Raw genomic sequence first — 22,245 nt, 5'->3', positions numbered from 1 at the left:
CCATTTAGAACACTGAACTGAACGGTTCAGTTGCCATGAATGCCCGGACACCGACCATCCCCGACACCGAACCCCGTGCCAGCGACGCCGCAGCCGCCGCTCCGGCCGAAAAGCCCCGCCGCTCCCGCTTCCGTCGCGCCCTCCCGCTGATCGCCCTACTGCTCCTGGCCGGCGGTGCAGTTGGCGGGACCTGGTACTGGAAGGTCGGCCGGTACATGGAATCCACCGACAACGCCTATGTCGGCGGCGACATCGCCGTCCTCTCCTCCCGGATCGAGGGCGACGTTGCTCGCATCCTCGTGGCCGACAACCAGGCAGTAGATGCCGGCCAGCCCCTGATCGAGCTGGACCGCCGCGACTGGCAGGCGCGTCGCGATCAGGCCGCCGCTGCCCTGGCCGAGGCCGAAGCCAATATCGGCACCCTCGCCGCCCAGCGCGCCCAGGCCGGGGCCCAGGTCGCCTCGGCCGAGTCTCAGATCGCCCAGGCCGAGGCCGACCGCGTCTTCGCTGTCACCGATGCTGGCCGCGCTGGGTCGCTGGCCTCCAGCGGCTTCGGGACGCGGGAAGCCGTGGACCGCACCACCGCCGCCCGGCGGCGGGCGGAAGCTGCGGTTGCCGTCGCCCAGGCCGGCCTCGAATCTGCCCGCGGCGCCATCCCGGTGCTTGAGGCCCAGGCCCGCTCCGCCGTCGCCCGCCGCGATGCGGCCCGGGCGGCACTCGAACTGGCAGAGGCTAATCTCGACTACACGACCATCCGCGCGCCCTTTGCGGGCGTCGCCGGCAACCGCGCCGCCCAACTCGGCCAGCACGTCCGCGCAGGGCAGAACCTGATCGCGGTCTCTCCGCCCGCCGAGCGCCTCTACATCACGGCCAATTTTAAGGAGACCCAACTCCGCCGCATCCATGAGGGGCAGCCGGTGGAGCTCTCAGTGGATGCCGGCGGCGCGCTCCATGCCACGGTGCAGAGTCTGGCGCCCGCCACCGGCGCCCAGTTCTCCCTGCTGCCGCCCGAGAACGCGACCGGCAACTTCACCAAGATCGTCCAGCGCGTGCCCGTCCGCATCGCTGTCGAGCCCGGACAGAATGTGGCCAATCTTCGCCCCGGCCTGTCGGTCGAGGCCGAGGTGGACACGCGCGACGACCCGCACGCCCCCCGTTCCCTCCTCGGCGCCGCCGCCTCGATCATCGGCCGCTGAGGACGCGAGACGAGCACCATCGCCATGTCCGCCAGCACGGCCGCTGCCGCGACCCCCGCCATTCCGGCCCCTGCCCCCCAGGCCGGGATCGCGGGCGTGTCCGGGCGGCACTTCCTGGGGTTCATGACGATGGTGCTCGGCATGTTCATGGCGATCCTGGATATCCAGATCGTCTCCGCCAGCATTGGTGACATCCAGGCCGGCCTCGCCGCCAGCCCGGACGAGGCGAGCTGGGTGCAGACCTCCTACCTGATCGCGGAGATTGTCATGATCCCGCTCTCAGGCTTCCTCTCGCGCCTGCTCTCCACCCGCGTGCTGTTCACCATCTCGGCCACGGGCTTCACCATTTTTTCCCTGCTCTGCGCCACCGCCTCGTCCCTGCCGGTCATGATCCTCGCCCGCGCCTGCCAGGGCTTCCTCGGGGGCGCGATGATCCCGACGGTCTTCGCCACCGCCTTCATCCTGTTCAAGGGCCCGCGCAGCGCCAGCGTCTCCGTCCTTATCGGCCTGACCGCCACCCTCGCCCCCACCATCGGCCCGACGCTCGGCGGCTACCTTACGGAGAGCCTGTCCTGGCACTGGCTCTTCCTCATCAACGTGCCCATCGGCGCGATGATCGCCGTCGTTGTCTGGAACACGATGGACATCGACGAGGGCGATCCGCGCCTCTTCTCCCGCTTCGATTGGTGGGGGCTGATAGCCATGGCTGTCTTCCTCGGCAGCATGGAATACGTGATGGAGGAGGGGCCGCGCTGGGACTGGCTGGACGATCCCACCATCGCCACCTTCGCCGGCGCAGCCCTCATCGGTGGCCTCGTCTTCTTCTGGCGTGCTTTCATCCGCCAGGATCCGATTGTGGAGCTGCGCGCCTTCGGCAACGCCAACTTCGCCTTCGGCAGCGTCTTCGCCTTCCTCGTCGGCATCGGCCTCTACGGCGCGGTCTATCTCGTGCCGCTCTTCCTCGGGCGCATCCGCGGCTACAACTCGCTGCAGATCGGCGAGACGATGTTCGTCACGGGCTTGGCCATGTTCCTGGCCGCCCCCGTGGTAGGCCGCCTGACCCGCGTGCTGGATCTCCGGATCCTGCTCGGCTTCGGCATGGGCACCACGGCCATTGCCATGTGGATGACCTCTCAGCTCACGGCGCAATCCTCCTTCGCCGAGCTCTGGTTGCCCCTCTCTCTCCGCGGCGTCGGCACGATGTTCGCGATGGTGCCGGTGAACCAGGTGGCGCTCGGCACCCTGCCGCCGGCCAAGATCAAGAACGCATCCGGCCTGTTCAATCTCATGCGCAACCTCGGCGGCGCCGTCGGCCTCGCCCTCATCAACACGCTGGTGATCGACCGCTCCGCCGCTCACCGCCTGCACTTGGCGGAGGCCACCAATTGGGCCCGCCCAGGTACCTCGCAGACGATTGACTCCATCGCCTCCGCCCTCACCCCGCGCCTGGGCGAGGCGGCCGACCATGCGGCCCTCGCCCGCGTCTCTGCCATGATCACGCGGGAGGCGCTGATCCTCGCCTATAACGACGTGCTGGTGGTCATCGCGGCCCTCTTCGCGCTCTCCGTTCCGTTGGTGCTGCTGGTCAAGGCGCCCAAGCCCGGGGGAGGGGGCGGCGCCGCGCATTAGCGCCGGCATCATCGCCCTGGCCTTGCGCCCACCGCGGCCCGACCCCTATGCCCGGCCCGCCATGCCCCGCCCCTCCCCAGGCCGCCCCGGCGCGTGCCCGTGAGCACCACGCTCGACGCCTTGCGCCGCGGCACCCTTGCCGGGGCCCGCACGCTGAACCTCGCCGGCCTCGGCCTTACGGAGCCGCCGCCCGAGCTCCTCGGCCTGGCGGAGACGCTGGAGGTGCTGGACCTCGGCCGCAACGCGCTCACCAACCTGCCAGCGGACTTCGCCCGTCTCCGCTGCTTGAAGATCCTGTTTCTCTCCGGCAATCCGATGCAGCGCCTGCCCCCGGTGCTGGGTGACCTCCCTGCCCTCGGTCAGCTCGGCGCCCGCGGCTGCGGGATGCGCGACATCCCCGCCGAAGCCCTGCCTCCCGCACTGCGCTGGCTCACCCTCACCGACAACGGCATCGAGCAACTCCCGGCCGCCCTCGGTGACCGCCCCGCGCTGCAGAAGCTGATGCTGGCCGGCAATCACCTCTCGGCCCTGCCCGAGCGCCTCGCCGAGACACCAAATCTCGAACTGATCCGCCTCTCCGCCAACCGCTTCGAGGCCCTGCCGCCCTGGCTCTCGGGCCTTCCGCGCCTCGCCTGGATTGCCTGGTCCGGCAACCCTCTCGACCGCGAGGTCTCCTTCGCTGCGGCCAATATCCCTTGGGACGCGCTGCAACCCGGCCCGCTGCTGGGCGAGGGCGCCTCCGGCCGCGTCCATCGCGCTCTCTGGGGAACCCGCCCAGTTGCCCTCAAGCTCTTCAAGGGCGCCATGACCAGCGACGGCCTGCCCGAGCGCGAGATGGCCGCGCTCCTCGCCGCCGGCGAGCACCCCAACCTCACCGGCGCCCTCGGCCGCGTCGTCGGTCATCCCGAGGGGCTGGACGGCCTGCTCATGTCCCTCCTGCCCGAGACCTGGCGCCCCCTGGCCGACCCGCCCAGCCCCGAGGGCTGCACACGCGACGCCTACGACCCCGCCCTACGCCTCTCTCCCGAGGCCGCCCTCCGGCTGGCGCAGGGCACCGCATCTGCCGCCGCCCATTTGCACGCGCGCGGCCTGCTGCACGGCGACCTTTACGCCCACAACCTCCTCTGGGATGGCGGTCCGGGCCGCGGCGTTCTCAGCGATTTCGGCGCCGCCTCTACCCTCCCGGCCGGCGCCGCGGGCCAGGCTTTGCAGCAGATCGAGACCCGCGCCTGGGGCATCCTCCTCGGCGAGCTGCTGGACCGCTGCACCACCGAGCCGCCCGGAGCCGCCGCCCTCCGGGCCCTGCAGCATCGCTGCACCGCCCCGGTCCCCACGGATCGCCCGCTGATGGCGGAAGTGCTGCGCGCGCTCCCTCCTTCCTGAGCGCCCTGCGTCAGCCTTTTTCGCGCCCCTGCGTTATCGCGGGCAGAACGCGCCCGCCCGCGCGAGGAGAGCCCGCATGAACGTCATCGCCCTGTCCCGCTCGCTTGGTTGGCTCAGCGTCGGCCTTGGTGTCACGAAGCTTGTAGGCGGCCGCAGGCTGGCGGAAATGCTGGGCATGACGGGCCGCACGGGGCTGATCCGAATGTTCGGCCTGCGCGGCGTGGCCATCGGATCCGCCATCCTTGCCAACCCCGCTTCGGCACCCCTGCTCTGGACCCGGGTTGCTGGGGACGCGCTGGACGCCGCTGTCCTCGTCGGCACCCCGTCCTACGGGCCGCGCCAGCGCGCCAATGTGAAGCTGGCCCTGGCCGGGCTGGCGGGCCTCGCCCTGCTCGACTTTCTCTGCGCCTCCCGCCTTGGCACGGACAGCGACAGGGAGATGGGATACCTGCCGCCCTACTGGGAGGACTGAGGGGAACCGACCGGGGCCGCCTCCGGCCTAGCGGATCAGTCCCGCCATCGGGCTCGACGCATCGGCGGAATAGTTCCGCGGCATCCGCCCGGCGAGGTAGGCATGGCGCCCGGCCTCTACCCCCGCCTTCATCGCCCGTGCCATCCGCACCGGGTCCTTCGCGTGGGCGATGGCGGAGTTCAGCAGCACCGCGTCGCAGCCCAGTTCCATAGCCTGCGCCGCCTCGCTCGCCGTGCCGATTCCGGCATCCACCAGCACCGGCACCCCAGCGTTCTCAATGATCGAGCGCAGCATGAACGGGTTGGTCAGTCCAAGCCCGGACCCAATCGGCGCGCCCAGCGGCATCACCGCCACGCAGCCCATCTCCTCCAGCCGCTTGGCGGCCAGCGGATCATCGGCGCAATAGACCATGACCTCGAAGCCATCCTTGATCAGGGCCTCCGCCGCCTCGAATGTCGCGGGCATGTCCGGGTACAGGAAGGGCGGCGGGCCCAGCACCTCCAACTTCACTAGGTTCCAGCCCCCGGCCTCCCGCGCCAGGCGCAGGGTCCGCACTGCCTCCTTCGCCGTGTGGCAGCCGGCCGTATTGGGCAGATAGGTGTAGCGGTCGGGCGGGACGAAATCCTGCAGCATCGGCGCCCCGGGGTCCGACAGGTTCACCCGCCGCACCGCAACCGTCACCATCTCCGCACCCGAGGCCTCGATCGCGGCCGCGGTCTCCTCGAGCGACTTGTACCGCCCGGTCCCGACCACAAGGCGGGAGCGAAAGCGGCGCCCCGCCACCTCCCAGGCATCGGTGTCGCTGTCCTGCGGGGCCGTCATCACGCCATCCATGGCCTCAGCCTCCCCCAATGAAATGCACGATCTCGAGCTGGTCTCCTGGCCCGAGCAGCGTCGTCCCATAGGCCGAGCGCGGCACGATTTCCTCATTCCGCTCCACCGCCACCTTCCGCAGGTCCAGCCCCGCCTCCGCCAGGAAGGCGGAGAGCGCCATGGGGGCGGGCAGGGCGCGGGCCTCGCCGTTCACGGTGATGGCGACCGCGCCGGGCGTGGCCGTGAGAGGTGCTGCGGACATGGTCGAGTGGATGTGGCACGGGGTGCCGCCGGGTTGAAGGGGCAGGCCTTGTCCGCGCGTCCCGCCGGCGGCATGGAAGCTGCCATGAGAACGCGCGTGAAGGTCTGCTGCATCGCCTCGCCCGAAGAGGCCGAGATGGCGATCGCGGCCGGCGCAGACGCCCTTGGCCTGGTCGGCGCCATGCCGTCCGGCCCCGGCCCGATCCCGGATGACCGCATCGCGGCCATCGCCCGTCTGGTTCCGCCCCCGGTCGCTACCTTCCTGCTCACCTCGGAGACGACGGCCGAGGCCATCTCCGCCCATATCCGCGCTACTGCCCCCACCGCGATCCAGGTTGTCTCCCATATCGACCCGAAAGAGGCCGCCGCACTGGCTGCGCTGGAGCCGCAGGTCCGCCGCGTTCAGGTGATCCATGTGGAGGGAGAGGACGCGCTCGGCCTCATCCCCCTCTACGCCCCTCATATCCACGCTTTCCTTCTGGATTCCGGCCGGCCCAACGCCACCGTCCGGGAACTCGGCGGCACCGGCCGGGTGCATGATTGGGAGATCAGCGCCGCCTTCGTGCGCGCCAGCCCCGTCCCGGTCTTCCTTGCGGGCGGGCTGACGCCTGCAAATGCCGGAGACGCCGTGCGCCGCGTCCGCCCCTATGGCCTGGACCTCTGCTCCGGCGTCCGGACCGGGGGACAGCTGGACCCGGTGAAGCTCGGGGCCTTCATGGAATCCGTACGCTCGGCGGATTGCAGCCCTGCCTGAGGGCGCCCCCCGGTTTGCGTGCCCACGGGACAGCGTGCTAGCCCGCCCGGCCAGAAACCCGGAACGACCGGGAGCATCGGAACCAGGCCTGTGGAACCCCCGCTGATCGCCGTCCTCAACGGCCCCAACCTCAACCTGCTGGGCACGCGCGAGCCCGAGAAATACGGCACGGCGACGCTCGACGACGTCGAGGCGCTCTGCGCCGAGGCGGCGGAGGAGCTGGGGCTGGCGATCGACTTCCGACAGACCAACCTGGAAGGCGAGCTGATCTCCTGGGTCCAGGAAGCCCGCGGCAACGCCGCCGGCATCATCATCAACCCCGCGGGCTACTCCCACACCTCCATCGCGTTGATGGATGCGCTGCTGGCGGTGGACCTGCCGGTGGTCGAGGTCCATATCACCAACATCCACCGGCGGGAGCCCTTTCGGCATCTCTCCTACGTCTCCCGCGCGTCGGTTGGCGTGATCTGCGGCCTGGGGGTCGGGGGCTATGCCCTCGCGCTCCGCGCGATCGCCGGCATCATCGGTCAGGACGACACGGCATGAGCGGCCTTTCCTTCGACCCGGACGCGATCCGCGCCCTGGCCAAGATCCTTCGTGAAACCGATCTCACCGAGATCGAGCTGGTGCAGGACGAGAGCCGCATCCGCGTGGCCCGCACCGCGCCGGCCCAGCAGGTGGTGCAGTCCGTCGCCGCGCCGGCCCAGGCGGCCATGGCGCCCGCCGCCATGCCGGCCCAGGCCGCCCCCACCGCGGTGGTGAGCGACGAGGTCACCGCGGCCACCCCGGGTGCCGTCACCTCGCCCATGGTTGGCGTCGCCTATCTCGCGCCCGAGCCCGGCGCCGCGCCCTTCGTCATGCTGGGCGGCAAGGTCGCGCAGGGCCAGACCGTCCTGCTCATCGAGGCGATGAAGACCTTCAACCAGATCAAGGCCCCCAAGGCCGGTACGGTGACCCGCATCCTGATCGAGAGCGGCATGCCCGTGGAATTCGGCGAGCCCCTGCTGGTCATCGAGTAGCCGCCGCGTGCCCTCCTTTATGAAGCCGGCCTTCAACAAGATCCTCATCGCCAACCGCGGTGAGATCGCGCTCCGCATCCACCGCGCCTGTCAGGAAATGGGCATCCGCACGGTGGCGGTTCACTCCACCGCCGACGACACGGCGATGCATGTGCGCCTGGCGGATGAGAGCGTCTGCATCGGCCCGCCCTCGGCGCGCGACAGCTATCTGAACGCCGCCGCCATCCTCTCGGCCGCCACCATCACCGGCGCCGAGGCCATCCATCCCGGCTACGGCTTCCTCTCCGAGAACGCCAACTTCGCCGAGATGGTGGAGGCGCACGGCATGGCCTTCATCGGCCCGACGGCCGAGCACATCCGCATCATGGGCGACAAGATCGCTGCCAAGGGCGCGATGCGCCGCCTCGGCGTGCCTCTCGTCCCCGGCTCGCCCGGCGCACTCGCCACGCTGGATGAGGCGCGCGAGATCGCGGACCAGATCAAGTACCCCGTGCTCATCAAGGCCGCGGCCGGCGGTGGCGGGCGCGGCATGCGGGTCGCCCACACGGCCGACGAGCTCGAGGATGCCTGGCGCAACGCCCGCAACGAGGCGAAATCCGCTTTCGGCGACGACAGCGTCTACATGGAGAAGTATCTCGATCGGCCCCGCCATATCGAGATGCAGATCATGGCCGATACCCACGGCAACGTGGTGCATTTCGGCGAGCGCGACTGCTCCCTCCAGCGCCGCCACCAGAAGATGGTGGAAGAGGCCGGCAGCCCCGCCATCTCCGCCGCCGTGCGGGACGCGCTGGGCGAGACGGTGACGGGCGCCCTCAAGCAGCTCGGCTATCGTGGCGCCGGCACGCTAGAATTCCTGTACCAGGACGAGCAGTTCGCCTTCATCGAGATGAACACCCGCCTGCAGGTGGAACATCCGGTGACGGAGATGGTCTGCGACGTGGACCTCGTGCGCGAGCAGATCCGCGTCGCCGCCGGCGAGCCGCTCGGCTACGAGCAGAAGGACGTCCGCTTCAACGGCCACGCCATCGAGTGCCGCATCACCGCCGAGGACCCCGTGACCTTCGCGCCGTCCCCCGGCCGCGTGACCGCCTATCACGCCCCCGGCGGCCTCGGTGTGCGCGTCGATAGCGCGCTCTACGCCGGCTATTCCGTGCCGCCGCATTACGACAGTCTCGTCGCCAAGCTCGTCGTTCGCGGCGCCACCCGCGCCGAGGCCATTGCCCGCTGCCGGCGCGCACTGACGGAAATGGTGGTGGACGGCATCCGCACGACCATCCCGCTGCACCAGATCATCATGGATGATCCGGAGTTCCAGGACGGCGACTATACCATCCACTGGCTGGAACGCTTCGTCGCGCGCCACACGCCCGGCGGCTGAACTGAGCCGGGCGCGGTGCCCGATGGCGCCGCGCCCGGGATCGGCCTATCCTCGCCCCATGCGGACCCGCGCGGATCGGCCCTTTCTCGCGTCACGGCGGCCCCGATGAGCCGTCGCGCCCTTCCGATCACGCCCGAACTCGTCCTCCGTGCCTATCGCGCCGGCCTGTTCCCCATGGCCGAGGGCCGCGCTTCCGGCCGCCTCTACTGGCTAGACCCGAAGCTGCGCGGCATCCTGCCGCTGGACCGCTTCCACCTGCCACGCCGCCTCCGCCGCACCGTCCTCTCCGGCCGGTTCGAGGTTACGGCCGACACCGACTTCCCTGGCGTTCTCGCTGCCTGCGCCGCCCCCGCCCCGGGGCGGGAGGACAGCTGGATCAACCCGGAGATCGAGGGCCTCTTCAACACCCTCCACGGCATGGGCCACGCCCATTCCATCGAGACGCGGCTGGACGGCGTCCTCGTCGGCGGCCTCTACGGCATCCGCATCGGCGCAGCCTTCTTCGGGGAAAGCATGTTCGCTCGCGCGGACGATGCGTCCAAGGTCGCCCTTGTCCACCTCATCGCCCGCCTTCGCCGCGGCGGCTTCACCCTGCTCGACACGCAGTTCCTAAATGATCATCTCGCCCGCTTCGGCGCGGAGGAGATTCCCCAGGCCGATTACCGCGTTCGGCTAGCCCTTGCCGTCGACAAATCCGCCACCTGGCTCTCCGTCCTCTCACCCGAGGCGTTGTCGGGGGAGGTAGAGGCGCTGCGCGACGTCACTCGCGGCTGAAACACGGAGAGCGCGGCCGCGCGTGATGGCGGCGCTTCGGCATGGTCGGTGCCCTCCAGCGCACTCAGGAAGTTCCGCGCCCAGTCCGATACCCCGTGCTCGCACAGCCGGCGGTACATCGACGAATGCCGCTCGCGCCGCTCCGCCAGCGGCATGGTCAGGGCGGTGTTCATCGCCTCCGCCATGCCGACCGCGTCCAGCGGGTTCACCGGCAGCGCCTCGGGCATCCCCTCCGCCGCGCCGGCAAAGCGGGAGAGCACCAGCACGCCGGGATCCTCGGGATCCTGCGCCGCCACATATTCCTTGGCCACGAGGTTCATTCCGTCCCGCAGCGGCGTCACCAGCCCCACCTGCGCCATGCGGTAGTAGCCGGCGAGCGTATCGCGCGCGACGGCCCGCCCGACATAGCGCACGGGCGTCCAGTCAGCTTCTGCGTAGTCGCCGTTGATGCAGCCGGCCAGATGCTCGATTTCGCGCTTCAGGTCCTTGTAGCTCTCCACGTCCTCGCGCGAACGCGCCGCGACCTGCAGATAGGTGACCTTGCTGCGATGCTCGGGGAAACGCTCCAGCAGCGCACCGAAGCCCTTCAGCCGCTCGGGCAGTCCCTTCGTATAATCCAGCCGCTCCGCCCCGATCACCAGGGACCGCCCGGCCAGGCTGGAAGCGAGACGCACGGCATCGGGCGTCTTCACGCTCTTCGCCGCGACATCGGCAAACTCCTCGGTCGCGATCGCGATCGGGAAGCTCCGCAGCCGCGTCCGCCGCCCGCGGAACCGCACCTCGCCGCCCGGCCGCAGCTTCATCCCCGTGCCCTGGGCCATGCAGTCCATCAGCCCCGTCAGGTCCCGATGCGTCTGCACGCCGACCAGGTCATAGGCCAGCAAATCGCGGATCAGGTCTTCCGCCCCTGGCATGGCCGAGAACACGGCCCAGGGCGGGAAGGGGATGTGGTGGAAATAGCCGATCCGGTGCTTCGACCCACGCGCCCGCAGCTCGGCTCCGAGCGGGATCATCTGGTAATCATGCACCCAGATCGTGTCGTCCGGCCGCAGCAGTGGAAGCAGCTTTTCGGCGTAGCGCCGGTTGACGATGCGGTAGCACTCCGCCTCGTCACGGTCATAACTCAGCAGCCCCAGGCGGAAGTGGAACATCGGCCAGAGCGCCGAGTTCGCGTAGCCCGCGTAGAACCCCTCATAAGCCTTTTTGGAAAGGTCGATGACGGCATAGTCCACCCCGGCCCTTCGGGCATGGCGCACCAGATCCGCCGGTTCCTCCGAAGCCGTGCCGCTCCACCCGAACCACAACCCGCCGCGGTTGCTGAAGGCATCCTTCAGAGCCACCGCCAACCCCCCGGCAGCGGGAGGCTCCCCACGCTTGGGCACCGGCACGCGATTCGAGACGATGACGAGCCGTCCCACTATTCCACCCTCCCGAATTCCATCATGCCGCCGCGTGCCCTCGCCGTCGCACACCAAAGATAGGTCGGCACCCCCGCACGGTGACCCCTGTCACTCCTTATTCTCGCCTTAATCTGGAACAGCGGAGGCGCGGGGCAGTTGCCAGCCTTCCTGCTCGCCCGACCTTCAGCCGTTCTCGCCAAGGATGGAGGTTGCCACCCGGCTCAGCCAGGCACGGACGAGCGCCGGCCGGCCCGCGAAGTCATCCGGCACCCGCAGCCCATAACCGCCATACTCGGCGCAGGCTGCCATCCCGTCCTCATCGGTGATGTCGTCCCCGATGAAGATCGGCCGCCGGCCCGCAAAGGGTGGGATCGCCATCAGGCGCCGGACCGCGCCACCTTTATCCGCCCCCACCGGCCGCAGGTCCGCGGCCGCGTGGGAAGGCACCACATGGAAGCCGCGAGCATCCTCACGCAGCAGCTCGGCCAGCAGGGCCAGCGCCTCAGGCTCCGCCTCCGGCCGCTGGCGGAAATGCAGCACCATCCCGTGGGTCTTGTGCTCGGCGAGGGTGCCGGGACGGGCTGCCGCCCATTCATCCGCCGCTCGCCGCCATTCCGGCGAGGGCACGGGCAGGGGAGGGGCGCCGGGCAGGGAGGGGTCCAGCACCGCCCCGTGCTCCGCTCCGATCGGCAGGCTGGGCACCCCGGCCAGGCCGCGCGCCACCGCCAGCCCACGCCCCGTCACCACGGCCACCGCGCCGCCGAGCGCCGCCTGCAAGCGGGTGAGCAACTCCGGCAGATCCTCCGGCACCGCCACGGCGTCGGGCCGCGCGGCAATCTCCAGCAGCGTGCCGTCCATGTCGAGGAACAGGGCCGCGTCCGGCCCGGGGATGGGCGGGCCAGCTGCGACCGCCGTGTCGCCCGAAGAAGAGGAAGAAGCCGTCATCGCGCCTCCAGCCGCAGGCTCAGCGGCAGTCGAGGATCCGCAGATCGTAGACCGGGTGTTCCAGCATATGCGCAGCGGGCGCATTGGCCAGCATCCAGCCCCGGAAGGCCGGGGGTGCGTTGGGCGCCAGCAGCGTGTCGCGCACTTCGATGAAGGCGGCAGCATCCGGCACTTCGTCCGGTGGCCGGGCGTTGCAGGCGCGCACGGTGACAGAGAGCGTGCCGAAGCGCACGGGCTGATCCACCACCGCATCCAGCACCGTGATCCGCGCCGTCACCTTGTCGAGCGCCTGGAGCTGCGCTGTGCGCTTCCGCACCCAGGCCGCTTCCGCCGGCGGCCCCTGGTCCGAGCCCTGGGATGCGGGCGGCGTGCCCTGGCCGAGGGCTGGCCCCACCAGCGCCAGCATCAGCGAGAGGACGAGCGCGCCCCTCACGCTGCGCGCTCCGCATCCGGCGCGCCACGCCGCGGGCTGGGCAGGGCGGCGACCAGATCGGTCAGCACCCGCCGCATTGCCGCCTCGTCCACGCCCATCAGAACCGCGTCCTCGAAGGCATCCCGCAGCACCTGGGCAACCTCGGTGTGGTTCTCGGACAGCATCTTCAGCTTTCCCCGGCAGGAGACCGGCGCGCCATCGGTACCGGGCCACAGCTCCGGCGGGGCAAGCGGATCATTCACCCCGCCGCCGCTCACCGCGATCCGCCCGCAGGAGCCGCGCCCCCGCTGGCAGCGGCGGTGCCCCCATTCTCGCCCTGGCGGCTGCTCGCGAGCTCCGTCACCGAAAAGATGAAGCGGCCGAGAAGACTTTCGAGGCTGACCGCGGACTGGGTGATCTTCACCTCGCCACCGGTCGCCAGGTTGCGATTGCTGCCCCCCGGCACGAGCGCCACGTATTTCCCGCCCAGCAACCCTTCCGAAGTAATCTCGGCCGAGCTGTCATCCGGCAGCCGCAGGGCCGAATCGACGTTCATCGTCAGCACCGCGAGGAAGGTCTGCGGATCGATCCGCTGGGCGGTCACGCTGCCCACCTTCACGCCGGCGATACGCACATCGGCCCCGGCCGCCAACCCATCGATCCGGTCGAAGCGGGCGGTCAGCACCAGCCCGCTGCCGCCGCCAGAACGGCCGGAATTCGTGACCGCATAAGCGAGGAATAGCACGGCCGCGACCAACACCAGCGCCCCGGCCGCGACCTCGGCGAACCCGCGCCCCTTCACGCGAACAATCTCAGGAATGAAACCGGCATCAGGACCTTCATCAGGACCCCGGGGTCCAGGCCTCGTAGTCGCCCGTGGTCGGCTTCCGCTGCCCACCGGCCTGGTCATGCCCCTGCGGGCGATAGGCGCTCGGCGTCCCCGTCAGGTTCCGCTGGTGCGGCTTCATCCAGGGCAGGCGGCGGCCGGCATCGAGGGGCGAATCCATCATGAAGTGCAGCCAGCCGTGCCATTCCGGCGCCACCGCACTCGGGTCGGCATCGCCGGCATAGACCACCCAGCGGCGCTTGCGGCCATAGTTCAGGTAGTCGCGGCGGCTCTCGAAATAGACGTTGCCGTCGGAATCTGTGCCGATCCTGCGGCCGGTGAGGCCGGAGAGCCAGCGCTGCATGGCGGACATGGAGGGGCTCCTGCCCAAGAGGGGGCGGAAATGGGGGAGGGGCAGCATATGGCACGGCAGGGGCGCCGGTGAAAGCCGCCGGGTCCGTGGCACGGACGCGCCGGAGGGAACTCTCCGTCCAGGCACCCGATCTTGTGTCCCTGGGCCGTCCGACCCACGAGATACCCACCTTCACCCCCGCCGCCGGCGCGCCTATGGTCGCCACATGACGCGCAGCGACGGACCGATCCGGAACACCTTGTGGGAAGGCGTTGCCCTCCGCCGCACCCGCGCGGGCGCTGATCCGGATGCGAATCCGCGCCTTGTTGCCCTGCCTGCGAACTGGGATGACGGCGCCGCCGAGGCTCTGGCCGCGCTGGCGCCGGGGGAGTGCCCGGTCTCGCTGCCGCGCCTCGCCGAGGCCTGGATTCGCCGCGCCGCCTCCCGTGGCCGCAAGCTCGCCATCCTTGAGAGCGCCGAGTCGGCCGAGCGGTTCGCCGCCGGGCTGCGCGCCCTCCTCCTCTCGCGCCGCGGCGCGCCCGGGGCTGGCACCTGGGCAAACGATCCGGCGGCCGAGCCGCGCTTCGTCCTCAACCTGCCCGCGTTCCTCGACGGCGATGGGTTCGACTCGGTTGGCTACGCCGCTGCCGTCCGCCTGGGCGTGACCACGCTCGAGATCCTGGGCGCCGCGAAGGCCACTCGCCTGCGCCTCGGCTTCGCCGACCTCGCCGGGCTGCTCGCCGGACTCGGGCTCGATTACGAGTCGCCCAAGGCGCAGGCGACCGCTGCCGCCATTGCCGCCCTCACGCGCGGTACGGCCGAAGCCGCTTCAGGCGACCTCGCCGAGGGCTTCGGTGCTCGCGAGCCGGTCTCGCTGATCTGGCCGACGCCCCCCAAATCGACCCCTGTCCCTGGCCTGGCCGAGGCCGCGCGCGCCGCGCTGGACGCTGCTGCCGGCGCCCCCGGCCTGCGCCACGCCGCCCTCCTCGCCCTCTCCTCTCCGGATGCGGTGGAAGCGCTGCTCGGCGCCGAGACCGGCGGATTCGCCCCGGCCGCCGCCCCGACCCGCCTCATCTCCACCGCGGACGGCGAGCTAGCGGAGATGCCGACCCGTGCCGCCCTGCGCGCCGGCGATGCGGCCGTCCGCCTCCTCGCCCCGCGCGGCCCCGAGGCCCGTGCCGCGATGGCGGCCGTCCTGCAACCCTGGCTCGGGGCTGCTCCGGCCGCCGTGCCCGCCCGCGCTCCTCGCCCGGCCCCCAAGTCCCGCCCCGCCAACCAGGGGCATGCCCATCATGGCCGCGGCGCCGTGTGGCGCGTCTCCATCGGTGGCCACCGGGTCACGCTGCGCACGCTGGAAGGTGCGACCGGGCTGGAGGAGATATCCCTCTCCCTCGCCAAGGACGGCGCAGCCTTCCGGGCAGTGGTGGACGCGCTCTGCCATTCCGTGACGATCGGCCTCGCCGCCGGTGTCAGCCTGGACGACTACGTCCAGTCCTTCGCCTACACGCGCTTCGGCCCCGCCGGGGTGGTGGAGGGTGACCCGGCGATCCAGCGCGCCTCCTCGATGCTCGACTGGGCCTTCCGCCGGCTGGCGCTGGACCACCTTGGCGGCCGCGTCCTACCCGACCCGAGCGAGGAGGAGTGCGGCGCCGAGCATCCCGGCACCGCGGCCCAGCAACTTCCCCTCCTGCCCGACCTCCCTTCTACCCCCGCGCCGGCTGCCCGCCGCCGCGCCCTTCGTCTGGTGGGCTGAACCATGGCTTCGACCGATCGCATCGCCGCCCGCCTCTCCGAGCTGGGCGTGGTCCTGCCGGAGGCGGCGAAGCCCATCGCCAACTATGTGCCCGCCGTGATTACGGGTGACCTGCTCTTCGTCTCCGGCCAGGTGCCGATGCGGGAGGGCAAGATCGCCTATACTGGCAAGCTGGGCGACGGCGTGCCGGTGGAGATGGGGCAGCAGGCCGCGCAGCTCTGCTTCATCAATGTCCTCGCCCAGGCAAAGGCCATGTTGGGCAGCCTGGACCGTGTGACCCGGGTGGTTCGCCTCGGCGGCTTCATCGCGGCCGTTCCGGACTTCACCCAGCACGCCCAGGTGATGAACGGCGCCTCGGACATGGCCGTCGCCGTCTTCGACGACCTTGGCCGCCATGCCCGCAGCACCATCGGCGTCCCGTCTCTGCCCGGCGACGCCGCGGTGGAGGTCGAGGCCGTGTTCGAGATCGCGTGACGGAAGCGGAAGCCCTCATCCGCCGCTGGATGGAGAGCGGCAACCACTCCCTCCTGGCCGAGGATGTGTCCTGGCGCGTCTCGCCCGGCTATCCCGTGCCGCGCACGGAATGGCGCGGGCGCGCAGCGGTGGAAGGCGAGTTCTTCCCCACGCTCCGCCGCCACTTCCCGCACTGGCGCATCGCGGTGGAGTGCTTCACGCCCCTGGCCGATGGCCGCCTCCTCGCCTCGGGTGCCTATGACGCGCGCGATGCCGCTGGCCGCACCGGCCGCGCGCCCTTCCTGCACATCTGGACTGTGCGCGGCGGCGCGATCGCCGGGGTGGAGGCCGTCGCCGATTTTGGCGAGTTCGCGCCCCTGGTGCAGGGCTGATCCCCACCGCTTGCACCCGGCGCCGGGCGCCGCACATGGGGCCCCATGCCCTCTGAGCTGACCCTCTCGCTGAATCCCCGCATCGCCGACATCCCCGCCACGGAGTGGGATGCCTGCGACGCCACGGAAAACCCCTTCACCTCCCATGCCTTTCTCCTGGCCATGGAGGAATCCGGCTGCACCGGCCCGCGCACGGGCTGGCTGCCGCAGCATCTGGCCCTGCGCGACGGATTCGGCGCGCTGGTTGCGGTGGCGCCGGCTTATGTGAAGGGGCACTCCTACGGCGAATACGTTTTCGACCATGGTTGGGCCCGCGCCTTCGAGCAGGCGGGCGGCGAGTACTACCCGAAGTTTCAGGTCGCGGTGCCCTTCTCCCCCGTGCCCGGCCCGCGGCTGATGGTGCGGGAGGGAACGGGCGTGCCGCATTCCGCCCTCGCCCAAGCCCTGGCGCAGGCGACAGAGGCGCTGTCCCTCTCCTCCTGCCACGTCACCTTTTGCACGCGGGACGAATGGGACGCGCTGGGTGAGGCCGGCTGGCTGCAGCGCCAGGGCATGCAGTTCTACTGGACGAATGAGGGCTACGCTAGCTTCGACGACTTCCTTGCCGCACTCTCATCGCGCAAGCGCAAGTCCATCCGCCGCGAGCGCCGCGACGCGCAATCCGCGGGGCTGACGATGCGGATCCTGCGCGGCTCCGAGATCACGCCCGAGACCTGGCGCCTGTTCCACAAGTTCTACCGCAGCACCACCGACCGCAAATGGGGCAGCGCGTATCTGACCGCCCGCTTCTGGCCGCTGATGGGCGAGCGCCTGGGCGACCGCGTGGTGCTGATGGTCGCGGAGAAGGACGGCAAGCCCGTCGCCGGCGCGTTGAACCTGATGGGGCGTGACGCGCTGTATGGCCGCAACTGGGGCAGCCTGGTGGAGGCGCCCTTCCTGCATTTCGAACTCTGCTATTATCAGGCGCTCGACTTCGCCATCGCCAATGGCCTGTCCCGCGTGGAGGCCGGTGCGCAGGGCGAGCACAAGATCCAGCGCGGCTATCGCCCCGTGCCAACCTATTCCGCCCATCTCATCGCCCATTCCGGCCTGCGCCGCGCTGTGGCGGATTCGCTCCGCCATGAGCGCACGGCGATAGAGCAGGAGATGCTCGAGCTCGACGCCCTCTCTCCCTTCCGCCGCGACGACGAGGCGTGCTGACCGCCTACGCCCAACTCGCCGGTTCCATGATCCTGACCGGCGCGAATGTGGCGGTGGCGAAGGCGCTGGCGGGCGCGCTGCCCGTGCCGCTCATCCTCGGCCTGCGCTGCCTCATCGCCTGCGGCGTGCTGTTGCCGCTGGCGTTGTTGCGGGACAGCGCACCGCGGCCCGCGCGGCCGATACTATTGAATCTTTTTCTCCAGGCCGCGACGGGCACCGTCCTCTACAACGTCGCGCTGCTGGCCGGCCTGCGCTTCACCACGGCGCTGGAGGGCGGGCTCGTTCTCGCCACCATGCCGGCCGTCGTCGCCCTCGGCAGCGCCTGGTGGCTTCGGGAACGCATCCCGCCGCGCGGCTGGGCGGCCGTGCTTCTCGCCGCCGCCGGGATGGCCGCGATCGTCCTCGCCCGTGGCGGGGAGGGGGAGGGGAGCGCCCTCGGCAACGGCCTCATCTTCCTCGGTGTCTGCGGTGAGGCCGCCTACGTCCTGCTCGCCAAGCGCGCGGCCGGCGCCCTGCCACTGCTGACCGCAAGCCTGTGGATGCAGGGCTTCTCCGCCGCGCTGCTGCTGCCCGCCTGGTTGCCCGAGGCAGGCGCGGTCGCGCGGCTTGCCGATCCGTGGCTCCTGGCACTGCTCGTCTTCCACGCGCTCACCGCCAGCGTGCTCTCGCTCCTGCTCTGGTATGGCGGGCTTCGCCGCGCCCCGGCCGGAACCGCGGGCATCTTCACCGCCTTCCTGCCCGCCACGGCCGCCGCCGCCGCCATCCTGTTCCTGGGCGAGCAGCCCACCGCCAGCCACGCGTTAGGCTTCGGGTTGCTCCTCGCCAGTATGCTCCTCGCGACCTGGCCATCGAGGACCCTGCGCTGAGACCCTGGCTGACGCTGACCGTGCCCGAACTCCTCGCGCTCTCGCCCGAGGACGTGGCCGCACGCCTTGCCTACGCCCAGGCCGCCCGCCACGCGACGCTCGAACTCGCCCAGCGCGCCGCCTGGGTTTCCACCGCGCGCCTGTTGCAGGCCGCACTCGCCGTGCCGGAGGCGGACGGCTGGACGGTGATGCTCGAATACGACCTGCTGCGGCTGGAGAAGCGCGCGGATTGCGTGATCCTGACCGACCGCGCTGTGGTGGTGCTGGAGATCAAGGACGGCGCGACGGCCCACAGCCCCGCCGATCTCCGTCAGGCCGAGGACTACGCGCTGGACCTTCGCGACTTCCACGCCGGCTGTCGCACCGGTCCGGTCGTGCCCGTGCTGGTGGCCACTCACAGCCAGTTTGCCGGCTTTGACCCACCTCTCTTCTGGGATGGCGTCCCCCCGCCCATTCGCACGAACGGGCGACGCCTGGGCGACACGCTTCTCTCGATCCACGCCGCCATCGGCCCGCCTGCTGTGCCGCTCGATCACACTGCCTGGCTCGCGGCACCCTACCGTCCCGTGCCGAACGTCCTTGAAGCCGCGACGATGCTCTTCGACCGGCACCGCAGCGCCGAGATGGTCTCCGCCCGAGCCGATGCCGCCAACCTGAACCGCACCACCGAGGCCGTGCGCCGCGCCATCGAGGCCGCCCGTGGCGCCGGCGAGCACCTCGTCGTCTTCGTCACCGGCATCCCCGGCGCGGGCAAGACTCTCTGCGGCCTCAACATCGTCTTCGGCGCGCTGCGCGGCGATGGCGCCGCTTTCCTCACCGGCAACGCACCTCTGGTCGAGGTGCTGCGCGAAAGCCTCGTCCGGCAGGCCGCGCCGGAGGGTGGACGAGCCCGCGGCCAGGCACGCGGGCAGGCCATCACCGCGCTCCAGAACGTCCACTGCTTCCTTGAGCACTATGTCCAGCGCCCCGAGGAGATGCCCGAAGCCCGCGTCATCGTCTTTGACGAAGCTCAGCGTGCCTGGGACCGCACCCAGGCCACCAAGCCGTCCCAACGCCGCGGGGCCAGCGCGCTGACCGACAGCGAGCCAGCCCATACGCTCGAGATCATGGCGCGCCACGCGGATTGGTCGGTTGTCGTCGCCCTGATCGGCAACGGGCAGGAAATCAACACGGGCGAGGCCGGGCTGGCCGAATGGGGCCGCGTCGTCGCCGAAAGCCCGGGCTGGCGCGCGGTCGCGCCGCCCCGCGTGCTGTCCGCGCCTCTTCTGGCGCAACGCCTGTCGAACGAACCCCGGGCCTGGCTGACGCTGGACGAGGATCTGGACCTGACCGTCCCGATGCGCTCCGTCCGCGACCCGCAGGGTGCGCCCTGGGTCGATGCCGTCCTGCACGGCGATGCGGGCGCGGCCGCCCGCATCGCGCAGGAAGCTAGCGGCGTGCCCTACTTCGTCACGCGCGATCTCGCGGCGATGCGCATCGCCCTGCGCCACCTCTCCCGCGGCCTGCGCCGCGCCGGCCTCGTCGCCTCATCCGGCGCCCGTCGCCTGCGCGCCGAGGGGCTGGGCGTGCAGGCCGCGGACATGCCCCACTGGTTCCTCGACCGATGGCCCGATATCCGCGCCTCCGACGCGCTCGAAACCTACGCCACGGAATATGATTGCCAGGGGTTGGAGCTGGACCAGGTCGGCCTCGCCTGGGGCGGCGACATGTTACGAGGGCCAGGAGCGTGGCAGATGCGCACCCTGTCCGGCGCGCGCTGGAACACGGTGCGGAATGAGACCGAGCGTGCCTTCATCCTCAACACCTATCGCGTGCTGCTGACCCGCGCCCGTTATGAGACCGTGATCTGGATCCCGCCCGGCAGCCCGGCCGGGGACCCATGGCACGACCCCACGCGCCATGCCGAGGAGATGGACGCCCTCGCCACCTATCTCCTCTCCTGCGGAGCCCGCGCGCTGGAACCCGTACCAGCCGCTGCTCACGACGCGGCCCTGCTATAAGCCGCCCATGCGCAGCGCCCTCCTCGCCCTTCTCCTGCTCCTCGCCGCACCGGCCGGTGCGGCGGAGCTGAAGCTCGCCACCTGGAACATCGCCTGGCTCACCACCCGCCCGGCCGGCGACCCCGACCTGCCGAATGACGTCGCCCCGCGCAGCCGGGAGGACTTCGCCCGCCTGCGGGCCTACGCCACCCGCCTCGCTCCCGATATCCTGGCGCTGCAGGAGGTGGACGGCCCCGAAGCCGCCGCCCTCGTGCTGGATCCCGCGGAATGGACGTTCTTTTTCCCCGAGGAGCGCGACGTGCAGCGCGCCGCCGTCGCCGTTCGCCGCACCATCCCCGCTCGCCAGAACCCCGACCTCGCCGCGCTGGACATCCAGCCGGAGGCCCGCTTCTCCCTCCGCCGCGGCGTGGACGTGACAGTGGGGGAGGGGCCGTCCTCGTTGCGCGTCCTCTCCCTCCACCTTCGCGCCGGCTGCCGCGAACCGGATGACCGTGGCCGCGAATGCGATGGTCTTACACGCCAGGCCGCCATCCTCGCCGGCTGGATCGAGACGCGGCAGGCCGAGGGCCAGGCCTTCGCCATCGCTGGCGACTTCAACCGCCGCTTCGACCGTGACCCCGCGATCCTGCCCGCGCTGGAACGCGCCGCCCCGCTGCTGCGCGCCACCGCCGGCCGCTCCAACCCCTGCTGGGGCGGGCGTCCCTTCATCGACCACATCCTGCTCGGCGGCGCCGCGCGCGGCTGGATGCGGCCGAACAGCCTCCGCGTGATGGTCTATGCCGAGCGCGAGCCGGAGTGGCGCCGCCGCCTCTCGGACCATTGCCCCGTCAGCCTGGTGCTCGACATCCCCTGACCACTTCGCGCGTTGCCCTGGCGGACCACACGCCGGAAGCCCGCATGACCGCCCAGCCCAACCTCCGCTCCTTCGTCGCCGCCCGGCGTATCACCGACGGCACCGATTTCTCCCTTGCCATCCTCCGCACCGACGAGGATGGCGGCCTCGACCTCGACAAGAAGGAGGGCGAGGAACGCTTGAAGGCCGTCGTCTCACGCATCGCCGAGCAGCAGGAACGCCTCTACGCCGATGCCCGCTGGTCCGTCCTCGCCATCTTTCAGGCGATGGATGCGGCGGGAAAGGACGGGGCGATCAAGCACGTCTTCTCCGGCGTGAACCCGGCGGGGATCAATGTCGAGTCCTTCTCCGCCCCTAGCACGCTGGAGCGCTCGCACGGCTTCCTCTGGCGCCACGACGTCGCGCTGCCGCGCCGCGGGCGCATCGGCATCCACAACCGCTCCTGGTACGAGGAGGTGCTGGTCGCGCGCGTGCAGCCCTCCATCCTGCATGCGGCGCCGCTGCCGCCCTCCCTCGTCGGTCCGGGCATCTGGGCCGAGCGGCTGGAGGACATTGCGGCGCATGAGCGCTACCTTGCGCGTCAGGGCACGCTGGTGCTGAAGTTCTTCCTCCATCTCGGCGAGGAGGAGCAGCGGGAGCGCCTTCTGGCCCGTATCGACGAGCCCGCGAAGAACTGGAAGTTCCGCGTCGGTGATCTCGCGGATCGCGCGCGCTACGCCGATTACATGGCGGCCTATGAGGACGCGATCCGCACGACCGCCGCCCCGCACGCCCCCTGGTTCATCATCCCCGCCGATCGCAAATGGCTCGCGCGGCTGATGGTGGCGGAGGCGATCGCGGGGGCGATGGAATCGCTCGACCTGCAATTCCCCCGTCTCGATTCGAGCGCGCAGGCAGCGCTGCTGCGCGCGCGCGACGCGCTCCGCTGAGGCGCGGCAAGGGCGTGACCACGCATTCGTGAATCTGCGGGAAATTCAGTGAGTGCGGGCGCTTCGCAGTGGCGCACCCGCCTTGGCGGCCCGTGTTAACGTAACGCAATGCACAGGGCGCGATTGGCGCTGCACCATGCGGGCGCTTCGTGCTCTGAAGTGCATGCGCGGCACTTGTCCCG

At 70.7% G+C, this 22,245-nt stretch carries 25 protein-coding genes; 17 read left to right on the top strand and 8 right to left on the bottom strand.

Annotated elements, in window-relative coordinates:
* Window positions 1–35: 35 nt before the first annotated feature.
* The 4 genes from ACVBD7_RS13375 to ACVBD7_RS13360 all read left to right on the top strand — a co-directional run bounded on the left by ACVBD7_RS13375 (window position 36) and on the right by ACVBD7_RS13360 (window position 4,680).
* The gene (locus tag ACVBD7_RS13375) at window positions 36–1,196 is read left to right on the top strand and encodes an HlyD family efflux transporter periplasmic adaptor subunit (protein ID WP_458093729.1); all 1,161 of its coding nucleotides are present in this window, start codon (window positions 36–38) and stop codon (window positions 1,194–1,196) included.
* A 24-nt stretch (window positions 1,197–1,220) separates the two neighbouring features.
* Window positions 1,221–2,825 carry a DHA2 family efflux MFS transporter permease subunit gene (locus ACVBD7_RS13370; protein WP_458093728.1) on the top strand — a complete coding sequence of 535 codons (1,605 nt, stop codon included), beginning with the start codon at window positions 1,221–1,223 and terminating at the stop codon, window positions 2,823–2,825.
* Window positions 2,826–2,924: 99 nt separating this feature from the next.
* Window positions 2,925–4,208, top strand: coding sequence for a leucine-rich repeat-containing protein kinase family protein (locus ACVBD7_RS13365; protein ID WP_458093727.1), 1,284 nt, complete (start codon window positions 2,925–2,927; stop codon window positions 4,206–4,208).
* 76 nt (window positions 4,209–4,284) lie between these two features.
* A complete protein-coding gene (locus tag ACVBD7_RS13360) occupies window positions 4,285–4,680 on the top strand; it encodes a hypothetical protein (protein WP_458093726.1) in 396 nt (131 codons plus the stop codon).
* A 27-nt stretch (window positions 4,681–4,707) separates the two neighbouring features.
* Here the strand turns inward: ACVBD7_RS13360 and ACVBD7_RS13355 are convergent, their stop codons facing one another.
* Complete coding sequence (locus ACVBD7_RS13355) at window positions 4,708–5,502, bottom strand: thiazole synthase (RefSeq protein ID WP_458093725.1); 795 nt, start codon at window positions 5,500–5,502, stop codon at window positions 4,708–4,710.
* 16 nt (window positions 5,503–5,518) lie between these two features.
* Window positions 5,519–5,755 carry a sulfur carrier protein ThiS gene (gene thiS, locus ACVBD7_RS13350; protein ID WP_458093724.1) on the bottom strand — a complete coding sequence of 79 codons (237 nt, stop codon included), beginning with the start codon at window positions 5,753–5,755 and terminating at the stop codon, window positions 5,519–5,521.
* 84 nt (window positions 5,756–5,839) lie between these two features.
* Between thiS and ACVBD7_RS13345 the strand changes: the two genes are divergently transcribed.
* The 5 genes from ACVBD7_RS13345 (at window position 5,840) to aat (ending at window position 9,682) form a co-directional block, all read left to right on the top strand.
* Complete coding sequence (locus ACVBD7_RS13345; RefSeq protein ID WP_458093723.1) at window positions 5,840–6,508, top strand: phosphoribosylanthranilate isomerase; 669 nt, start codon at window positions 5,840–5,842, stop codon at window positions 6,506–6,508.
* Window positions 6,509–6,598: 90 nt separating this feature from the next.
* Entirely contained in the window at window positions 6,599–7,054 is a 456-nt protein-coding gene (gene aroQ / locus ACVBD7_RS13340) for a type II 3-dehydroquinate dehydratase (protein WP_458093722.1), read from the top strand.
* Window positions 7,051–7,527, top strand: coding sequence for an acetyl-CoA carboxylase biotin carboxyl carrier protein (gene accB / locus ACVBD7_RS13335; protein ID WP_458093721.1), 477 nt, complete (start codon window positions 7,051–7,053; stop codon window positions 7,525–7,527). Before aroQ ends, accB begins: the two co-directional genes overlap by 4 nt.
* Window positions 7,528–7,546: 19 nt before the next feature.
* The gene (accC, locus tag ACVBD7_RS13330; protein WP_458097698.1) at window positions 7,547–8,908 is read left to right on the top strand and encodes an acetyl-CoA carboxylase biotin carboxylase subunit; all 1,362 of its coding nucleotides are present in this window, start codon (window positions 7,547–7,549) and stop codon (window positions 8,906–8,908) included.
* Between the two features lie 105 nt (window positions 8,909–9,013).
* Complete coding sequence (aat, locus tag ACVBD7_RS13325) at window positions 9,014–9,682, top strand: leucyl/phenylalanyl-tRNA--protein transferase (RefSeq protein WP_458093720.1); 669 nt, start codon at window positions 9,014–9,016, stop codon at window positions 9,680–9,682.
* Here the strand turns inward: aat and ACVBD7_RS13320 are convergent.
* The 6 genes from ACVBD7_RS13320 to ACVBD7_RS13295 form a co-directional block, all read right to left on the bottom strand.
* Window positions 9,568–11,100 (bottom strand): alpha,alpha-trehalose-phosphate synthase (UDP-forming), encoded by a 1,533-nt coding sequence (locus tag ACVBD7_RS13320; RefSeq protein ID WP_458093719.1) that lies wholly within the window; start codon window positions 11,098–11,100, stop codon window positions 9,568–9,570. The two genes, aat and ACVBD7_RS13320, sit on opposite strands and share 115 nt — an antisense overlap.
* A gap of 165 nt (window positions 11,101–11,265) precedes the next feature.
* Window positions 11,266–12,027 carry a trehalose-phosphatase gene (otsB, locus tag ACVBD7_RS13315; RefSeq protein WP_458093718.1) on the bottom strand — a complete coding sequence of 254 codons (762 nt, stop codon included), beginning with the start codon at window positions 12,025–12,027 and terminating at the stop codon, window positions 11,266–11,268.
* Window positions 12,028–12,046: 19 nt separating this feature from the next.
* On the bottom strand, window positions 12,047–12,460 hold the full coding sequence (locus ACVBD7_RS13310) for a DUF2155 domain-containing protein (protein ID WP_458093717.1): 414 nt from the start codon (window positions 12,458–12,460) through the stop codon (window positions 12,047–12,049).
* Window positions 12,457–12,702 (bottom strand): hypothetical protein, encoded by a 246-nt coding sequence (locus ACVBD7_RS13305; protein WP_458093716.1) that lies wholly within the window; start codon window positions 12,700–12,702, stop codon window positions 12,457–12,459. The genes ACVBD7_RS13310 and ACVBD7_RS13305 overlap by 4 nt, the downstream gene beginning before the upstream one ends.
* An 11-nt stretch (window positions 12,703–12,713) precedes the next feature.
* Entirely contained in the window at window positions 12,714–13,241 is a 528-nt protein-coding gene (gene mlaD / locus ACVBD7_RS13300) for an outer membrane lipid asymmetry maintenance protein MlaD (protein WP_458093715.1), read from the bottom strand.
* A 40-nt stretch (window positions 13,242–13,281) separates the two neighbouring features.
* Entirely contained in the window at window positions 13,282–13,638 is a 357-nt protein-coding gene (locus ACVBD7_RS13295) for an NADH:ubiquinone oxidoreductase subunit NDUFA12 (protein ID WP_458093714.1), read from the bottom strand.
* Between the two features lie 205 nt (window positions 13,639–13,843).
* Between ACVBD7_RS13295 and ACVBD7_RS13290 the strand changes: the two genes are divergently transcribed.
* Genes ACVBD7_RS13290 through ACVBD7_RS13255 form a run of 8 tightly spaced genes read left to right on the top strand, consistent with a single transcriptional unit; the run spans window position 13,844 to window position 22,063 of the window.
* Window positions 13,844–15,370 carry a hypothetical protein gene (locus ACVBD7_RS13290; RefSeq protein WP_458093713.1) on the top strand — a complete coding sequence of 509 codons (1,527 nt, stop codon included), beginning with the start codon at window positions 13,844–13,846 and terminating at the stop codon, window positions 15,368–15,370.
* Window positions 15,371–15,373: 3 nt separating this feature from the next.
* Entirely contained in the window at window positions 15,374–15,844 is a 471-nt protein-coding gene (locus tag ACVBD7_RS13285; protein WP_458093712.1) for a RidA family protein, read from the top strand.
* A complete protein-coding gene (locus ACVBD7_RS13280) occupies window positions 15,841–16,215 on the top strand; it encodes a nuclear transport factor 2 family protein (protein ID WP_458093711.1) in 375 nt (124 codons plus the stop codon). The genes ACVBD7_RS13285 and ACVBD7_RS13280 overlap by 4 nt, the downstream gene beginning before the upstream one ends.
* A 45-nt stretch (window positions 16,216–16,260) precedes the next feature.
* Window positions 16,261–17,415: a GNAT family N-acetyltransferase gene (locus ACVBD7_RS13275; RefSeq protein ID WP_458093710.1), complete on the top strand. Its 1,155-nt coding sequence runs from the start codon at window positions 16,261–16,263 to the stop codon at window positions 17,413–17,415.
* Window positions 17,409–18,281 carry a DMT family transporter gene (locus ACVBD7_RS13270; RefSeq protein ID WP_458093709.1) on the top strand — a complete coding sequence of 291 codons (873 nt, stop codon included), beginning with the start codon at window positions 17,409–17,411 and terminating at the stop codon, window positions 18,279–18,281. The genes ACVBD7_RS13275 and ACVBD7_RS13270 overlap by 7 nt, the downstream gene beginning before the upstream one ends.
* A 20-nt stretch (window positions 18,282–18,301) precedes the next feature.
* Complete coding sequence (locus ACVBD7_RS13265) at window positions 18,302–20,281, top strand: DNA/RNA helicase domain-containing protein (protein ID WP_458093708.1); 1,980 nt, start codon at window positions 18,302–18,304, stop codon at window positions 20,279–20,281.
* A gap of 7 nt (window positions 20,282–20,288) precedes the next feature.
* Window positions 20,289–21,134: an endonuclease/exonuclease/phosphatase family protein gene (locus ACVBD7_RS13260; protein WP_458093707.1), complete on the top strand. Its 846-nt coding sequence runs from the start codon at window positions 20,289–20,291 to the stop codon at window positions 21,132–21,134.
* 44 nt (window positions 21,135–21,178) lie between these two features.
* On the top strand, window positions 21,179–22,063 hold the full coding sequence (locus tag ACVBD7_RS13255) for a PPK2 family polyphosphate kinase (RefSeq protein WP_458093706.1): 885 nt from the start codon (window positions 21,179–21,181) through the stop codon (window positions 22,061–22,063).
* The last annotated feature ends 182 nt before the right edge of the window (window positions 22,064–22,245 follow it).

The sequence above is a fragment of the Roseomonas sp. WA12 genome (genome assembly GCF_054165765.1).
The sequence above is the reverse complement of the archived record's forward strand: the minus strand, read 5'-3'. Positions and strand labels throughout refer to the sequence as shown.

What these genes read in the sequence shown, in the direction of transcription:
- ACVBD7_RS13285 (WP_458093712.1), top strand. Translation starts at nt 15,374, where the DNA reads ATGGCTTCGACCGATCGCATCGCCGCCCGCCTCTCCGAGCTGGGCGTG.
- ACVBD7_RS13260 (WP_458093707.1), top strand. Translation starts at nt 20,289, where the DNA reads ATGCGCAGCGCCCTCCTCGCCCTTCTCCTGCTCCTCGCCGCACCGGCC.
- ACVBD7_RS13375 (WP_458093729.1), top strand. Translation starts at nt 36, where the DNA reads ATGAATGCCCGGACACCGACCATCCCCGACACCGAACCCCGTGCCAGC.
- ACVBD7_RS13355 (WP_458093725.1), bottom strand. Translation starts at nt 5,502, where the DNA reads ATGACGGCCCCGCAGGACAGCGACACCGATGCCTGGGAGGTGGCGGGG.
- ACVBD7_RS13295 (WP_458093714.1), bottom strand. Translation starts at nt 13,638, where the DNA reads ATGTCCGCCATGCAGCGCTGGCTCTCCGGCCTCACCGGCCGCAGGATC.
- aat (WP_458093720.1), top strand. Translation starts at nt 9,014, where the DNA reads ATGAGCCGTCGCGCCCTTCCGATCACGCCCGAACTCGTCCTCCGTGCC.
- ACVBD7_RS13345 (WP_458093723.1), top strand. Translation starts at nt 5,840, where the DNA reads ATGAGAACGCGCGTGAAGGTCTGCTGCATCGCCTCGCCCGAAGAGGCC.
- ACVBD7_RS13290 (WP_458093713.1), top strand. Translation starts at nt 13,844, where the DNA reads ATGACGCGCAGCGACGGACCGATCCGGAACACCTTGTGGGAAGGCGTT.
- accC (WP_458097698.1), top strand. Translation starts at nt 7,547, where the DNA reads ATGAAGCCGGCCTTCAACAAGATCCTCATCGCCAACCGCGGTGAGATC.
- ACVBD7_RS13360 (WP_458093726.1), top strand. Translation starts at nt 4,285, where the DNA reads ATGAACGTCATCGCCCTGTCCCGCTCGCTTGGTTGGCTCAGCGTCGGC.
- thiS (WP_458093724.1), bottom strand. Translation starts at nt 5,755, where the DNA reads ATGTCCGCAGCACCTCTCACGGCCACGCCCGGCGCGGTCGCCATCACC.
- ACVBD7_RS13255 (WP_458093706.1), top strand. Translation starts at nt 21,179, where the DNA reads ATGACCGCCCAGCCCAACCTCCGCTCCTTCGTCGCCGCCCGGCGTATC.
- ACVBD7_RS13275 (WP_458093710.1), top strand. Translation starts at nt 16,261, where the DNA reads ATGCCCTCTGAGCTGACCCTCTCGCTGAATCCCCGCATCGCCGACATC.
- accB (WP_458093721.1), top strand. Translation starts at nt 7,051, where the DNA reads ATGAGCGGCCTTTCCTTCGACCCGGACGCGATCCGCGCCCTGGCCAAG.
- ACVBD7_RS13370 (WP_458093728.1), top strand. Translation starts at nt 1,221, where the DNA reads ATGTCCGCCAGCACGGCCGCTGCCGCGACCCCCGCCATTCCGGCCCCT.
- otsB (WP_458093718.1), bottom strand. Translation starts at nt 12,027, where the DNA reads ATGACGGCTTCTTCCTCTTCTTCGGGCGACACGGCGGTCGCAGCTGGC.